Genomic DNA, 14740 nt, shown 5'->3' with positions numbered 1-14740 from the left:
TCCGGCTTCTATATCAGAAAAGCTGGATTGCCTCGCCGCTATCGCTCGCAATGACGCGAGCGAACATCACACGTGATATTGGCCGCCATTCACCGTGAGCGTCGAGCCGGTGATGAAGCCGGCGTCGTCGGCAGCCAGGAACACCACCGCGCGCGCGATCTCCTCGGGCTCGCCGAGGCGGTTGACCGGGATCTGCGGAATCACGTTCTTTTCCAGCACATCCTTCGGCACCGCCTGCACCATTTCGGTGTTGATGTAGCCGGGCGCGATCACGTTCACGGTGATGCCGCCCTTGGCGTTCTCCAGCGCGAGCGCCTTGGTGAAGCCGATGTCGCCGGCCTTGGCCGCGGAATAGTTGACCTGGCCGAACTGGCCCTTCTGGCCGTTGATCGAGGAGATGTTGATGATGCGGCCGAACTTGCGGGCGCGCATGCCCTCGATCACCTGGCGCGTCATGTTGAAGAGCGAGCCGAGATTGGTGTTGATCACTTCGTTCCACTGCTGCAGCGTCATCTTGTGGAACGCGGTGTCGCGGGTGATGCCGGCATTGTTGACGAGCACGTCGATCGGGCCGATATCGGCCTCCACCTGCTTGATCCCGGCGACGCAGGCATCGAACGAGGCGACGTCCCATTTGTAAGCGGGAATGCCGGTCTCCGCCCTGAACTTCTCCGCCGCGGCATCATTGCCGCCATAGGTCGCCGCGACCTTGTAGCCGGCCGCCTTCAACGCCTTGCTGATCGCAGCGCCGATGCCTCGCGTGCCTCCGGTTACCAATGCAACACGTGCCATGTCCGTCTCCTCCTTGGTCGCCTTTTTGTAAGCCGACATTGTGCCGGTCTTTTGAAATTCAAGTCATGCTCCAAAATGCAAAATGCCCGGCACGAGACCGGGCATTTTTCTTATCAGCTTGCACTACGGTTGACAGACGATCTTTTCATCATTCAACCCGGCATGCTGCCTCTTGTTCAGTCGCGTGCGATGCACATCGCGATGCCCATGCCGCCGCCGATGCACAGCGTGGCGAGGCCCTTCTTGGCGTCGCGCTTCTGCATCTCGTGCAGCAGCGTCACAAGGACGCGGGCGCCGGATGCGCCGATCGGATGACCGATCGCGATCGCGCCGCCGTTGACGTTGACCTTGGACGTGTCCCAGCCGAGGTCCTTGTTGACCGCGCAGGCCTGCGCCGCGAACGCCTCATTGGCCTCGATGAGGTCAAGATCGCCGATGTTCCAGCCGGCCTTCTTCAGTGCACTGCGGGAAGCCGGGATCGGGCCGGTACCCATGATCTTCGGATCGACGCCGGCCTGGCCCCAGGAGACGATACGCGCCAGCGGCTTCCTGCCTTCCTTGGCCGCCTGCTTGGCCGTCATCAGCACCACGGCGGCGGCGCCGTCATTGATGCCGGACGCGCTGCCGGCGGTCACCGTGCCGTCCTTCTCGAAGGCGGGCTTGAGCTTGGCCATTGAGTCGAGCGTAGCGCCGTGGCGTGGATATTCGTCGGTGTCGACCACGACGTCGCCCTTGCGGGTCTTGATGGTGACGGGGACGATCTCGTCCTTGAACCGGCCAGCCTTCTGCGCGGCTTCGGCCTTCTGCTGCGAGGAGACGGCGAACTCATCCTGCTGGGCGCGGGTGATCTGATATTGCCGTGCCACGTTCTCGGCCGTGTTGCCCATGTGGTAGCCGTTGAAGGCGTCCCACAGGCCGTCCTTGATCATGGTGTCGACGAGCTCGAGCCCGCCCATCTTGACGCCGCCGCGCAGATGCTGCGCGTGCGGAGCCATGCTCATGGATTCCTGGCCGCCGGCGACCACGATCTCGGAATCGCCATTGACCAACGCCTGGTAGCCGAGCGCGACCGAGCGCAGGCCCGAGCCGCAGAGCTGGTTGACGCCCCAGGCCGGGCTTTCCACCGGAATGCCGGCGACGATCGAGGCCTGGCGGGCTGGGTTCTGGCCCTGCGCGGCGGTCAGGATCTGACCCATGATGACCTCGGACACGCGGCCCGGCTCGACGCCCGCACGCTCCAGCGCTGTCTTGATGGCGATGGCGCCGAGGTCATGAGCGGGAGTGTTGGCAAACGCACCGTTGAAACTGCCGACCGGGGTGCGGGCGGCGCTGACGATGACGACATCGTCTGACATGGGCATCTCCTAAGAAGCTTGAGGTTTTGGCCTTCGGATAGCTTGGCGGCGGGCGGCGGCCGGACGCGGGCCTGTCTTTCGACCTCATCCTGTTAACGTCCTTGATGCATGTCAATCGGCCCGACAGCCGAATCCTGCCGCGGCGCACTTAAATTGACCCCGCTGGAGCTTTCCTGAGCAATAACTATGCTTTGGAATTAACCGTGCCGCACAAATCGTTGCCGAGCGGCTTTGAAAATGCTTACCTTTGCTGCGATGCGTGTGCATCACCCCTGCAGCAATGCTGCAAAGGGTCCCCCTTGGTGTTGATATGTGAGCCCCCATGGCAAAATCAGAACACCCTACGACGATCAAGAAATACGCCAACCGGCGGCTCTATAATACCGGAACCAGCACTTATGTGACGCTCGAGGATCTCGCCGCAATGGTGAAGGAGGGCGAGGATTTCCTCGTCTACGACGCCAAGACCGGCGACGACATCACCCGATCGGTGTTGGCGCAGATCATCTTCGAGCAGGAGAACAAGGCCGGCCAGAACCTGTTGCCGACCACTTTCCTTCGGCAGTTGATCCGCTTCTACGGCGACAGCATGCAAATGGTGGTGCCGAAATATCTCGAGCAGTCGATCGACACACTGACCAAAGAGCAGGAGAAGTTCCGCAAGCAGATCGCAAGCACGCTGAGCGGAACTCCCTTCGCGCCGCTCGAGGAACAGGTTCGGCGCAACATGGAGCTGTTCCAGCAGACCTTCTCCATGTTCAAGCCATTCGCGCCGCCGCGCACAGGAGCCGCAACGCCCGAGCCCGAGAAAGTGCCGGAGCCGCCGCCGGATGAAAAGAACATCGACGACCTGCGCCGTCAGATGAAAGAGATGCAGGAGCGCCTCGAGCGGATGTCGCGCGAGACGACGACAAAAAAGGAAGAATAGGGTCTTCCAACTCTGCCACTGAGTTCGTCATTCCGGGGCGTGCCATCGGGTCCGCGCAAAAGCGCGGCCCGATGACAGGCTCCGCGCGAACTATGATGTGCGATTGCACATCAGAGAATCCATTGGGCCACTTGCGCGAACGGGTGAATGGATTCGGGGAGCGATGCTATCGCATCGCCCCGGAATGACAGGCCGTTAGCCTGCCGCCGGCATCGCCTTGTCCGCCGCGTCCCATGGTCGCTTCGGAGAGGCCAATCCGATCAGGCGGCCCTGGATGTAGTCGCAGCCCCAGTCGCGGAGCATTGTCGCGGACGCTTCATCCTGGACCCATTCCGCAACGGTCTTGATGCCGAGCCGGCGCGCGAGGTCGAGCAATGTCTGCACGAAGGCGCGGTCGTCGGCGGAATGCGCGATGTTCTGCACGAAGGCGCCGTCGATCTTGACAATATCGACGCCGAGCTTGCGCAAGTTACGGAACGAGGTGTAGCCGGCGCCGAAATCGTCGATCGCGATCCGGCTGCCGAAATTCTTCAACCGCGTGACGAAGCCGCGCACCTCGTCGAGATTGCGGATCGCCACCGTCTCCGTGATCTCGACGATCAGACGCTCGCCAATGCCGGGATGCGCGGCCATCAGCGATTCGATTCCGGAGAGCCAGTCCGGATCCATGGTGGTGTCCGGCGAGATGTTGAGACTGAGCTGAACCTCGGACGAAGCGGCAAGCTCGGCTACCGCAAGCTCGAGCACACGGTGATCGACCAGCCGGATCAGGCCGAGGCGCTCGGCAACCGGCACGATGTCGGGCGCCGACAGCGCCTGCCCGTCCTCCTGCTGCATGCGCACCAGGCACTCGTAGAAAGCGGGCTGCCGCGACTGCACCTCGACCACCGGCTCGAACGCCACCACAATGCGCCGTTCGTTCAGCGCGGTGACGATCGCGTCGGTGACGCGGATGTTGACGCGGCGCTGGGCGTCGCGCTCGACATTCGGCTTCCAAAGCAGGAACGAGCCGGCGCGCCGGCTCTTGGCGATGTCGAGCGCCTCCTGGGCGCGGTTGATCGCCTCATCGGCATTGCGGGCATGGCGCGGCACGCTGACCGCGCCGATCGACGCCGTCACCGAAACGGGGCCGGACTTGGTCGGCACGATCTCCTCGCGCACGGCCGCGAGAAAGCGCTCGGCGGCAACATTGGTATCGTCGGCGGTGCAGTTGCGCAGGATCAGCCCGAACTTGTTGCCGGAGAATCGCCCCAGCACGTCGCCGCCGCGCAGGCGGGCGCGGATGCGCTTGCCGATTTCCGCGATCACGGCGTCAGCGACATCAAAGCCGAAGGCGTCGTTGATGCGCGCCAGATGGTCGATGCCGATCAGCATGAAAGCGCAGGACGAACGGAAGCGCGTAGCTTCCTCAATCGCCGCGGCGAGCGAGGCGATCAGGTGGGTGCGGTTGAGTTCGCCGGTGAGCGGATCGTGCCGCGACAGCTTCACAAGCTGCTCGTCACGGGCATGGCGCTCGTTGTCGATCCTGATCACGCCCTGGGCGCGCACCGGCCGGCCGTCGCGCCCGGCAAACCAGCAGCCGGTTTCCTCGATCCAGATCACGGGCGCCGAGGTGCTGGCGCGCACGCCATATTCTATGCGGTAGGGCATGCCTTCGCCGCTGCGCAACGGCGCAGGTTGGCCGAGGAGCGCATCGGAGCGAATTGTGTGCGAGGGCTCGATCAGCCTGGAAAAGGACGCGCCGCTCGCAAGCGCCTCCGGCGCAAGATCAGGGAAAACCGAGGCCACATTGTCGCTCCAGACCAGCGCATCGGAGGCGATGTCCCAGACAAACGTCACTTGGCCGAGCGAAGCCAGGATGTCGGCGGCTGGCGGGATGGAAGGCATCTGCTGTCGCCTCGTTTCAGGACACGGCCAAGTGGATACGACCGACGCACGTGACAGTGGGTAAGTGATTCCAAGCTTGGAGTGTGCCTCTGTTTCCTGTCAGACCTTAGGTAAAGTTCATAAATAATCTGGAAACCACGTTTTGCCGACGCCGGGAACAAAAGTTCGTGCGCCGGCATGGACCTTGCGAGTTCAGGTTGAAGGGGATGGTAGCGTCCCGAAACGTGACAATCGAGCGGGATTAACGATGCCGGAAGCCGGCGGATCAAGGCAAGTGCTGGAGGGCGAGGTTTCGACCGGTGCCACAGTCGCCTCCGTTGAACTCGTGCCGGTGACCGAATCCCTGCACTACGTATCCAAACGGCCGCTGCCACGACCTGATGCGGGCTTCGTGACCCAGCTGATCGCGACCGCGGCGCTGACGCCGCAGACCCGTCCGCTGCGGCGCGGGACGCTTGCGGATGCGCGGACCGCCTATGCCCCCCGCCCGCAGGCGCGGCGTGGTGCGCCGCACGCGCCAGATCATCTGATGGCCGGTCAGGTTTAACCCTCCCCTAAAAGGGGAGGGTCGACGGGAATGAAATGAGCGGCGGGGAGGGGTCAGGTCTCTCCGCTGATATACTGCCCGAGTGGAGAGAGTTAACCCCTCCCCGGTTCGCATTTCGCTTTGCTACATGCGATCCGACCCTCCCCTTTCAGGGGAGGGTGAACGCGCTGATCCTACAGTCGACCAGTCAGCGCCGTTCGTGATCGGGCTCGGTAGGCGGATTGCGGCCCGGCTGCAGGTCGGGGGAGGCGACCGTGGGTTGGGGGTGCGTCGGCTTCGAATGATCCTGCAGCACCGATTCGGCGACCGACGCTGCCGCCGGTACCGTGTTCGCGGGCGCTGTTGAGGCAGCTGGTGATGGCGCCGGCGCAGGAGCCGGCTGCGGGACTGGGGCCGGCGCGGGTCGCGACGGCGGCGCTGGCTCCGGCTCGACCTGCTGCACCCCTCTTGCGGAAGCACGTGCAGCACGGCGGGTGCGCAGCGCAATCCCGGAGATGAAATCCACAAGCGCCAGCAGCGTCAGTAAACCAAAGGTCGACGTGCCGAATTTCGGCCACAGCATGAATTCGGCGGCTGCCGCGCCGAACACGATCAGCGACAGCAAGTGATCCATCACGAATTTGGCGCCTGGGCGCGCGCCCTTGATGACCTCGAGCAGCAGCAGCACGATGCCGAGCGCGAGCAGGATGTCGCTCAGCGTCACCGGCCATTCCGCCCCCGACATCAGCGTCACCGTCAGCAACGGATCGGCGAGAGAAACGCCGGGCATCAGGAAGACGATGATGTTGTAGACCGCGAGCGGAATCAGCAGCAGCGGAAAACCGACCATGCGAGCGAGGCCTTAGCGATGGAAACCAAGAGCGAAACGCCTTCCGGATCACGCTCTACGTGCCGACGCAAACCGTATCGCACTCATTGGCCGATGTCAGGCGGGCCCAATCAATTGTGAACCCGGCCTTGCAGGTTGCAAAGCCGGGAATCCAAATGTCTTCGATCCGCCGGGATCAGGATTCTTTCTTCTTCAGAACCTGCCGGCCCTTGTACATGCCAGTCTTGAGGTCGAGGTGGTGGGGGCGACGCAGTTCGCCGGAATCCTTGTCCTCGACATAGGTCGGTTTCTTGATCGCGTCCGCCGAGCGGCGCATGCCACGACGCGACGGCGAGGTTTTTCTTCTGGGAACAGCCATAACGGTCCTTTAGCGGTGTTGCGGAGGCATCGTCCGAAATGAAGGACGCGCGTCAAAAGCGAGCTGCGATGCCGATAAGGCCGCGCTTATAGAGGAACGGATGGTGTAAGGCTAGAGCCTGACGCGCCAAAAACAGCCCAAAATCAGCTCAAAGGCCGCGATTTTCGCGCCAGCAGCGCTGAACCGCGCTCGCGCGGGCCATATAGGTCGCGCCGAGGCGGCGTACGCCGGGGCTGGGATTGCGGGCGCTGCGCCTGACGGGGTTGGGCAGGATCGCCGCGAGCAGCGCGGCCTCGCGCGGCGACAAGGTCGCCGCCGAACGGCCGAAGGCATATTGCGAGCCGGCCTCGGCCCCGAACTGGCCGGACGGACCGAGTTCGGCAATGTTGAGGTAGATTTCCAGGATCCGCTGCTTTGGCAGCACGAAATCGATCCACATGGCAAGCGGCAGTTCCAGCGCCTTGCGGACCATGCTGCGGCCCGGCCACAGGAATAGGTTCTTGGCGACCTGCTGGGTAATCGTCGAGCCGCCGCGGCCTGGCGCGCCGTCTTCGGCATCGTCGATCGCATCCTGCAGCGCGTCCCAGTCGATGCCGCGATGGCTGCAGAATCTCGAATCCTCCGCCCCCACCACCGAGCGGGGGAGATACGGCGAGATCGCGTTGAAATCGACCCATTGCCGTCTAACCGGCGCGCCCTTCAGGGTGCGCCACGCCATCAGCGTCGAGACCGGATGGCCGGACCGGTAAAGCGGCGTCAGCACGTAGGGCACGAGCAGCCCAGCCACCAGCAGCAGCAAAAGGATCCGGACAATACGCAAATTGGAGGTTCCGGCTGAAAGCGGGTCGGCGCTGCCGGCAATATTGGCCGGTTTCGGATGAGATTTCGCGACATTTGGGTGGTTTTTCCAGCGCTTTTAAGGCGCAGCCTTCGGCCTAGCGGAATTGACGAAGCCGGTGCCATCAACGATTGTCCGCCCCGGAATCCGACCTGGAGCAATTCTTAATGACGACCGGTACTGCAGAATTCGCCAAGCGGCTGGACCAGACCGCTGACGATACCGAGGCCCTGCTGGCGAAACTATTGGCTGACACCGTGGAGCGGGACGAGATCGTTCGCCCGAAGCGGCTGATCGAGGCCATGCGCTATTCGAGTCTCGGCGGCGGCAAGCGCCTGCGGCCGTTCCTGGTGGTCGAAAGCGCTGCTGTGTTCGGCGTGCCGCGCGACGCTGCGCTGATGGCAGGCGCTGCGCTCGAATGCATCCACGGCTACTCCCTGATCCATGACGACCTGCCGGCGATGGACAATAGTGATCTGCGCCGCGGCCGTCCCACCCTGCACAAGGCCTATGACGATGCGACCGCGATCCTCGCCGGCGACGCCCTACTCACGATTGCCTTCGATATCATCACGCGCGACGAGATCCATCGCGATGCGGGCGTCAGGCTGGCACTGACCCGCGCGCTGGCGCGCGCCTCCGGCGTCGGCGGCATGGCGGGCGGGCAGATGCTCGACCTTGCCGGCGAGGGCCGGTTCGGCGACCGCGAGCCGGTGGACGTGGCGCGGCTGCAACAGATGAAGACCGGCGCACTCCTACGCTTCGGCTGCATCGCCGGCGCCATCCTCGGCCAGTCCTCCGAGAGGGAATACCAGGCGCTCGACGATTTCGGCCGCGCGCTCGGTGAAGCCTTCCAGATCGCCGATGACCTGCTCGACGTCGAGGGCGACGCTGCCGCGCTCGGCAAGCAGACCGGCCAGGATGCGGCGCTCGGCAAGACCACCTTCGTCACCCAACTCGGCATCGAGGGCGCCAAGCAGCGCGTCCGCGATCTCCTGGCGCGCGCCGATGCCGCCTTGTCAGTGTTCGGAGCAAAGGGCGACGTGCTGCGCGCGGCAGCGCGGTTCGTCGCGGAGCGCAAGAATTAGAGAGAGAGAGAGAGAGACGGTTTTGTGACGGAACTTCTCCCTCGCCCGCTCTTGCGGGGAAAGGGCCGGGGTGAGCGACTCTCTCCGCGAACACGGTGAGAGATGAATGCGCGGAGACTCCCCCTCACCCGAAATTCAAGCTGCGCTTGAATTTCGACCTCTCCCCGCAAGCGGGGCCAGGTGCATCCGAGCCCGCTTCTTGATCTCCAAGGGCAACCATCAGGTTTGATGGCAACGAGGCGGACGATGAGCAAGGAATTCGAGGAACACCTTGTTCGTTTCCGGAAACTGCCGAGCCTCGTGCGCGTGGTGTATTCGCGGCCGCGCACCTTTATCTCGGTCGTAGTCGGCGTCGCCGCGTTCTTCGTGCTACCGGCCTCGTGGCGGCCGGTGACGCGGCTCCTGATCGGCTGGGACATCTTCGTCGCGCTTTATCTCGCCCTCGCCTTGACGATGATGTCCAAGTGCAGCATCGCCTACATCCGCCGCAATGCGATCCTGCAGGATGACGGCCGCTTCCTGATCCTGCTTGTCACCGCGCTCGGCGCTTTCGCGAGCCTTGCCGCGATCATCTTCGAGCTCGGCGCCTCCAAGAACAGCCCGGAAGCGCTGACGCTCGCGATCGTCACGATTGCGCTATCCTGGGCGCTGATCCACACTGCGTTTTCGCTGCACTATGCGCACGAATATTATCGCGGGAAGGAAGCCGGCGGTCTGCAGTTTCCCAGCGGCAAGGACCATGTCGAAGCCGACTATTGGGACTTTGTCTATTTCTCGTTCGTGATCGGCATGACCGCGCAGGTCTCCGACGTCGGCATCACCGACAGGATCATCCGCCGCACCGCCACCGTGCACGGCATCATCTCCTTCGTGTTCAACACGGCGCTGCTGGCGTTGATGGTCAATATCGCGGCGAGCGCGATCTAGGGTTTACAGTTTTGAGAGCGGCCGATCCGCGAATTCGTTCACCTCTCCCGCTTGCGGGGGAGGTCGGCGCGAAGCGCCGGGGGGCTCTCTCCCCACGGAGAGTCCCATCGTGGAGGCACCCTCACCCCGGCCCTCTCCCGCAGGCAGGCGGGAGAGGGAGCGCACCGCCATCGTTATTTCTCGCAATCTAGTTGCAAACCTGGACGTTGCCGCCGCCGCCCTCGTAAGGGCCGCCTTGCGCGGTGGTGCGGAATTCGAGGCGGCAGCCGCGGGCGACCGGGCGGCAGCCGCCGCGGTCACACACGATCTGGCCTCCGCCCCCGCCGCCTGAAGAGGCTATCGGTCGGGGAATGCGGACAGCGGGCCGTTCGCGCTCGCGCCGCGCTGGACGATCGTCGGAATCGCGCTTGGCAACCGGCTTCTTCTCGCGCCGCTTCTCGCACTCATTCTCGTCATTCAGGAATGAGCCTTGGCCGCAGACGATTCGGGCGCAGCGGTCGCCATCAGCCTTGTAGCCATGCTCGCAGACGAGCGGGCAGACGCGCGAGGATTTCAGCTTGATGGCATCGAGCGTGTCGACATTGGCCACCTTGGTGTCGAGCCTGGTTCCGGCATAGCGGTTGAACAGCGTCAGAGACCGTTGCGAGGCGGCGTTCCACTCGCCATCGGCCGCGCTGGTGAGGCAGCCGACGCGGCGCAGTTCGGCCTGCACCGACTTGGTGACGTCGACTTGCGGCGAGCCGGTGCTGAGCGCGGCTACATTCACCGGTTTGTCCTTGTCGGAAGGCGCGGCTGCCGCCTGATCCGCGGCAGCCTTGTCGGCGGCGATCTTGTCGGCCAATGCCTTTTCGGCCGCGAGCCGCTTCTGCTCGGCGACCGCCGCCTGATCCTGCGCGACCTGCTTGGCTTTTTCGGCGGCGAGACGCGCCTGTTCGGCGGCCCTGGCGTCGGCGGCCGCCTTCGCCTGCTCGGCCCGCCGGGCCCCTTCGGCGGCGAGACGGGCACGCTCCTGCTCCGCCGCCCGCGCCTTCTCCGTGGCGGCGACGCGGGCCTCTTCGGCAGCGATCTTCTCGAGCTGGAGCTTGGCCAGGCTCGCATAGAAGCCGTCGGAATGTTGCGCGAGGAAGGCGTTGAGCGCGCTCTTGTTGCCGACCTGCAGCGCCAGTTCGTAATCGCGGCGCATGTCGGCTTGCAGATTAGGTGCAGGCGCGGCAGGCGCCGCCGCCTTGACCGGCGCCGGCACCAGCGGCACGTCCTCGCCGCCGAGCGAGCCATAAACGAACGGCTCCTGGCGGTTATTGGTCAGCTTCAGCACGTCGTCGCGGACGTAGCCGAACGCGCGCCGCACATCGAGCCCGGGCGTTGTCAGATGCTTCGAGAGCGCTGATGTGAAGGGGCTGTTCTTGCCGTCGCCGTCGGCGGCGGTGGAGCCGGCCTTGGCTGAGTACGCAATCAGCACGTTCGGGCTGGTCGGCTCGACCTTGGCGAGGCCCTGCCCGATCGCGCGCGAGGCCACGGTACGCTTCATGGTCTTGGCGAAGGGATTGTCGCGGCAGGCATCGAGGATGACGAGCCGCAGTTTCTTGGCCGGCTCGATCGCGATCAGGACACGGTCGAGCGAAAATGCCTCATCATAAACGTCGGTGTCGCGTTCGAGCTTCGCGTCGACCGGAATGAGGTAGTTGGCGCCATCGACCTCGATGCCGTGGCCGGCGTAATAGACCACGGCGATCTCGGCATCGCGGCTACGGTCGGCAAAGTCGCGCAGCACGCGGCGGGTCTCAACCGCTGGAAGATCGCGGCGGAAATCCACCACGTCGAAACCGGCGGCCTTCAGCTTCGCCGCGATCAGCGCGCCGTCGTTGATGGGGTTGGGGAGCGGCGCGGCGTTCTGATAGGCGGAGTTGCTGAGCACCAGCGCCACGCGCTTCTCGGCGAAGGCCGGCTGGCACATCAGAAGCAGGAACAGCGCCGGAATGAGGCGATGCAATCCCGGAAATCCAATCGATTTCATTATCGCACCTTCAAAAAAATGCCTGTTCAGCATGATAGCAAAGCCTATCAGACGCCCCGGCCGGGTTTGGTGAGCCAGGTCACGAAACGAGCCGCACCAGCCGATAAGCTTTAGTACCGCGGGACGAACGATGGTTCGGGCCGCCAGCCCGGTAGTGGTGGCGCAGATGCCCCCGGTTGCGCGTTCTGCTCCACCCGGGCTACCAGGGGATCCACAAGGGAGGAACCAACCATGAGCCAGGACCGATCAACCGTCGAAGCCGTCGTGCAGAACTATTTCGATGGGCTCTATGAGGGCGACGCCGACAAGCTCGGCACGATCTTTCACCCGTCCGCCGACCTGCGCTGGCTGGAAAAGGGCGAGCTGCAGGTGCTGACCGTGCCGGACTGGCTCGACCGGGTGCGCAAGCGGCCGTCGGCGAAGGCGGAAGGCAAGCCGCGCGAGGATTTCATCGTCACCATCGACCGCTCGGACGACTCCACCGCCTTCATCAAGGTCCGCTGCCAATTGCCGCCGCGTTATTTCACCGACTATCTGGTGGCGATGAAGCTGAAAGACGGCTGGCAGATCGTCTCGAAATCCTATCGTTACGACCTGCGGGAGTAGGCCCGCCCGCACCTGGCGGATCGGCGGCCGGTTTTTTCGATCTCGCACGATCGAGCCGTCCATCGCGCATTGACCTTGCCTGTGCTTCCGGGCCAATTGGACCGGCCATGGAAGCCAGATTCCAGACCTTCCTGATCCTGCTTGGCGTGCTGGCGGGCACGGCACTGTTGGCCCGGCGCATCAATGTCGCGCCCGCCATTCTCTTGATGCTGGCCGGCATCGCGCTCGCCTTCGTGCCGGGCATGCCCAGCATCGAATTGCCGCCGGAACTGGTGCTGCTCCTGGTGCTGCCGCCCCTGATCTATATGGCGGCGGTGGCGATGAGCTGGCGCGAGTTCAAGAACAGCCTTCGTCCAATCGTGCTGCTCGCCGTCGGCTGCGTGATCTTCACGGCGGCGACGGTGGCGACCGCTACCCACTACCTGATAGGGCTGCCCTGGGAGGTCGGGTTCCTGCTGGGCGCGATCGTGGCGCCGCCCGACGTGGTCGCGCCGCTTGCGATCGCACGCCGGCTCCACCTCCCCCGCCGTGTCCTCGTCATACTCGAAGGCGAGGGGCTGGCGAATGACGCCACGGCGCTGATCCTCTATCGTTTCGCCATCGCGGCCATCGTCACCGGCACGTTTTCGCTGCCGATCGCGATCGGCGAGTTCGCGGCCATCGTCGTCAGCGAGGTTGCATTCGGCATCGTGGTCGGATGGTTGAGCCTGCGCGCCCGCCAGCGCTCGCACGATCCGCAGATCGAGATCACGCTCTCGCTGATCACGCCCTATGTGGCCTATTGGCTGCCGGAGCACCTTGGCGGCTCCGGCGTGATCGCCACCGTGGCCTGCGGCCTCTATGTGAGCTGGAACGGGCCGCTCCTGATCCCTTCCGCCACCCGTCTGCAGGGCATCTTCTTCTGGGACTTGGTGATCTACCTGATCGAAGGCGTCCTGTTCCTCCTCACCGGCTTTCAGGTGCGCTCGCTCTACGAGAGATCGAAGGCATTCCCGCTCGACGACATCCTTTCCACCATCGCGCTGGTGGTGGCGGTCATCATCATCGCGCGCTTTGCCTGGGTATTTGCCGCAACATATCTGCCGCGGATCCTGAGCGAGCGCGTGCGACAGCGCGATCCGCAGCCGCGCTGGCAATGGGTATTCACGATCTCCTTCGTCGGCGTCCGCGGCGCGGTGTCGCTGGCCGCCGCGCTGGCGCTGCCGCTTTCGCTCGCCAGCGGCGATCCCTTTCCCTATCGCGACATGATCCTGTTCGTTTCCTTCGGCGTCATCTTCATCACGCTGGTGGGATTCGGCTCGACCCTGCCCACCGTGGTGGGGTGGCTCAACATCGCCAAGGACGGCCGCGCCGAGAGTGTCGCCGAACATGAAGCCGAAATTGCCGCCCGGCGCGAGGCGCTGGCGGCCGCGCTCGCATCGCTCGATGCCATCACCGACGAGCGCGAGCTCTCCGACGAGGTCGTGAAGCTGCTGCGGGCGCGGCACGATATCCGCACCAGCCAGCTTCCGGCCGCGCTCGACCCCGACAAGAATGACGTCTCCGCCAACGGCACCGAGCTGACGCGGGAATTGATCGCAACCGAACGCAAGTTCATCCACGCCCTGCTCCGCGACGGCAAGATCACCGACGAGACGCGGCGCCGGATCGAGCGCGATCTTGATTTGGAAGAAGCGAGCCTGGCGAACCGCGAGCATCGGAAGATACCGTTGTAGGGGCACGCTACCGCGAGGCGCAGAATTCCTTCACCGCACCGACCACGGCGGCGCCGGTCATGTCCTGACGCTCCGTGGACTCCATTGCCATCTCTTCGTCCCGGTTGATGATCGAGCCGGCCTCGAACAGGACGGCGGGCACGCGGGTCTGTGCGAGCACGATGAGCTGGTCGTATCGATAGACCCCGACCCTCTTGTCCAGCAGTTTTCGCCGATACCGCCCCATCAACGGCTGCGCATATTGGCGAGCATATCGCAGCCCCTGGGCCTTCATTTGCTTGCCGAGCAACCGGGCGAACCTCAGGCTGGTCCGGAATTTCGGATTGTCGTGAGAAACGAACAGCGAATAACCGCTGAACTGGTCGCTGAAATGGCTCTGCGCTCCCTCGAACTCCCATTCTTCGAGAAAGGAATCAGGCACCGAGTCATGGTGGATCGACAGCACCAGATCGGCCTTTGAATCGTTGATGACAGCGGCGCGCTTGAACAGGCTCGGCCGGGCCGGGCCTTCCGTCACCAGGAGGCTGGTTTCCGCAAAGCCTTCCGACTTTAATCTGTCCTCGATGCGTTTGGCGAGACGGAGATTGAAGTCGAATTCCGGGATGTTGCGAGCGCTCCTCGCGCCGGGTGCTTCGGCGGTATGGCCGACATCGAGGATGACTTTGAACTTGGACCGCTCGCATTTCGAAGGCGCGATCTTCGGCGCGGCCCTGACAATTCCGCGCGCCCATGCGGCATATCCCGCGTCGAGCGACACGAGCGACAATATGACGATCGAACCTATGATGATCGGACGGTGGCGCCACACACCCGGCATCGTAGCCTGGATGCGGCGAAGCGCAATCCGGGATCGGTC

14 protein-coding genes are annotated in these 14740 nt (G+C 64.1%); 6 read left to right on the top strand and 8 right to left on the bottom strand.

Annotated elements, in window-relative coordinates; genetic code table 11:
• Positions 1-66: 66 nt before the first annotated feature.
• Complete coding sequence (gene phbB, locus J6497_RS16700) at positions 67-792, bottom strand: acetoacetyl-CoA reductase (RefSeq protein ID WP_225705359.1); 726 nt, start codon at positions 790-792, stop codon at positions 67-69.
• A gap of 176 nt (positions 793-968) precedes the next feature.
• A complete protein-coding gene (locus tag J6497_RS16695; protein WP_225705358.1) occupies positions 969-2147 on the bottom strand; it encodes an acetyl-CoA C-acetyltransferase in 1179 nt (392 codons plus the stop codon).
• A gap of 322 nt (positions 2148-2469) precedes the next feature.
• On the opposite strand from J6497_RS16695, the gene phaR reads away from it, so the two are divergent.
• Positions 2470-3075: a polyhydroxyalkanoate synthesis repressor PhaR gene (gene phaR / locus J6497_RS16690; RefSeq protein WP_225705357.1), complete on the top strand. Its 606-nt coding sequence runs from the start codon at positions 2470-2472 to the stop codon at positions 3073-3075.
• Positions 3076-3270: 195 nt separating this feature from the next.
• Here phaR and J6497_RS16685 read toward each other — a convergent pair whose 3' ends face one another.
• Positions 3271-4962, bottom strand: a complete 1692-nt coding sequence (locus tag J6497_RS16685; RefSeq protein WP_225705356.1) for a putative bifunctional diguanylate cyclase/phosphodiesterase — start codon at positions 4960-4962, stop codon at positions 3271-3273.
• Positions 4963-5209: 247 nt separating this feature from the next.
• On the opposite strand from J6497_RS16685, the gene J6497_RS16680 reads away from it, so the two are divergent.
• On the top strand, positions 5210-5509 hold the full coding sequence (locus tag J6497_RS16680; RefSeq protein ID WP_225705355.1) for a hypothetical protein: 300 nt from the start codon (positions 5210-5212) through the stop codon (positions 5507-5509).
• A 187-nt stretch (positions 5510-5696) separates the two neighbouring features.
• Here J6497_RS16680 and J6497_RS16675 read toward each other — a convergent pair whose 3' ends face one another.
• The 3 genes from J6497_RS16675 to mtgA form a co-directional block, all read right to left on the bottom strand.
• Entirely contained in the window at positions 5697-6338 is a 642-nt protein-coding gene (locus tag J6497_RS16675; RefSeq protein ID WP_225705354.1) for a hypothetical protein, read from the bottom strand.
• Between the two features lie 175 nt (positions 6339-6513).
• Positions 6514-6696, bottom strand: coding sequence for a 50S ribosomal protein L32 (gene rpmF / locus J6497_RS16670; protein ID WP_007598106.1), 183 nt, complete (start codon positions 6694-6696; stop codon positions 6514-6516).
• Between the two features lie 148 nt (positions 6697-6844).
• A complete protein-coding gene (gene mtgA / locus J6497_RS16665) occupies positions 6845-7516 on the bottom strand; it encodes a monofunctional biosynthetic peptidoglycan transglycosylase (RefSeq protein WP_225705353.1) in 672 nt (223 codons plus the stop codon).
• 185 nt (positions 7517-7701) lie between these two features.
• On the opposite strand from mtgA, the gene J6497_RS16660 reads away from it, so the two are divergent.
• Positions 7702-8622, top strand: coding sequence for a polyprenyl synthetase family protein (locus J6497_RS16660; protein WP_225705352.1), 921 nt, complete (start codon positions 7702-7704; stop codon positions 8620-8622).
• Between the two features lie 246 nt (positions 8623-8868).
• Positions 8869-9549 carry a DUF1345 domain-containing protein gene (locus J6497_RS16655; RefSeq protein WP_225705351.1) on the top strand — a complete coding sequence of 227 codons (681 nt, stop codon included), beginning with the start codon at positions 8869-8871 and terminating at the stop codon, positions 9547-9549.
• Between the two features lie 187 nt (positions 9550-9736).
• Here J6497_RS16655 and J6497_RS16650 read toward each other — a convergent pair whose 3' ends face one another.
• Positions 9737-11563 carry a caspase family protein gene (locus J6497_RS16650; RefSeq protein ID WP_225705350.1) on the bottom strand — a complete coding sequence of 609 codons (1827 nt, stop codon included), beginning with the start codon at positions 11561-11563 and terminating at the stop codon, positions 9737-9739.
• Positions 11564-11794: 231 nt separating this feature from the next.
• On the opposite strand from J6497_RS16650, the gene J6497_RS16645 reads away from it, so the two are divergent.
• Complete coding sequence (locus J6497_RS16645) at positions 11795-12169, top strand: nuclear transport factor 2 family protein (protein WP_225705349.1); 375 nt, start codon at positions 11795-11797, stop codon at positions 12167-12169.
• Between the two features lie 107 nt (positions 12170-12276).
• Positions 12277-13884, top strand: coding sequence for a Na+/H+ antiporter (locus tag J6497_RS16640; RefSeq protein WP_225705348.1), 1608 nt, complete (start codon positions 12277-12279; stop codon positions 13882-13884).
• Between the two features lie 7 nt (positions 13885-13891).
• Here J6497_RS16640 and J6497_RS16635 read toward each other — a convergent pair whose 3' ends face one another.
• A complete protein-coding gene (locus J6497_RS16635) occupies positions 13892-14692 on the bottom strand; it encodes an N-acetylmuramoyl-L-alanine amidase family protein (RefSeq protein WP_225705347.1) in 801 nt (266 codons plus the stop codon).
• Positions 14693-14740: the final 48 nt, after the last annotated feature.

This window comes from Bradyrhizobium cenepequi, assembly GCF_020329485.1.
In the GTDB taxonomy this organism is placed as follows: Bacteria; Pseudomonadota; Alphaproteobacteria; order Rhizobiales; family Xanthobacteraceae; genus Bradyrhizobium; species Bradyrhizobium cenepequi.
The sequence above is the reverse complement of the archived record's forward strand: the minus strand, read 5'-3'. Positions and strand labels throughout refer to the sequence as shown.

Excerpts from the sequence above, each read along its gene's own strand:
- phbB (WP_225705359.1), bottom strand. The coding sequence starts at position 792 with ATGGCACGTGTTGCATTGGTAACCGGAGGCACGCGAGGCATCGGCGCT.
- J6497_RS16695 (WP_225705358.1), bottom strand. The coding sequence starts at position 2,147 with ATGTCAGACGATGTCGTCATCGTCAGCGCCGCCCGCACCCCGGTCGGC.
- phaR (WP_225705357.1), top strand. The coding sequence starts at position 2,470 with ATGGCAAAATCAGAACACCCTACGACGATCAAGAAATACGCCAACCGG.
- J6497_RS16685 (WP_225705356.1), bottom strand. The coding sequence starts at position 4,962 with ATGCCTTCCATCCCGCCAGCCGCCGACATCCTGGCTTCGCTCGGCCAA.
- J6497_RS16680 (WP_225705355.1), top strand. The coding sequence starts at position 5,210 with ATGCCGGAAGCCGGCGGATCAAGGCAAGTGCTGGAGGGCGAGGTTTCG.
- J6497_RS16675 (WP_225705354.1), bottom strand. The coding sequence starts at position 6,338 with ATGGTCGGTTTTCCGCTGCTGCTGATTCCGCTCGCGGTCTACAACATC.
- rpmF (WP_007598106.1), bottom strand. The coding sequence starts at position 6,696 with ATGGCTGTTCCCAGAAGAAAAACCTCGCCGTCGCGTCGTGGCATGCGC.
- J6497_RS16660 (WP_225705352.1), top strand. The coding sequence starts at position 7,702 with ATGACGACCGGTACTGCAGAATTCGCCAAGCGGCTGGACCAGACCGCT.
- J6497_RS16655 (WP_225705351.1), top strand. The coding sequence starts at position 8,869 with ATGAGCAAGGAATTCGAGGAACACCTTGTTCGTTTCCGGAAACTGCCG.
- J6497_RS16650 (WP_225705350.1), bottom strand. The coding sequence starts at position 11,563 with ATGAAATCGATTGGATTTCCGGGATTGCATCGCCTCATTCCGGCGCTG.
- J6497_RS16645 (WP_225705349.1), top strand. The coding sequence starts at position 11,795 with ATGAGCCAGGACCGATCAACCGTCGAAGCCGTCGTGCAGAACTATTTC.
- J6497_RS16640 (WP_225705348.1), top strand. The coding sequence starts at position 12,277 with ATGGAAGCCAGATTCCAGACCTTCCTGATCCTGCTTGGCGTGCTGGCG.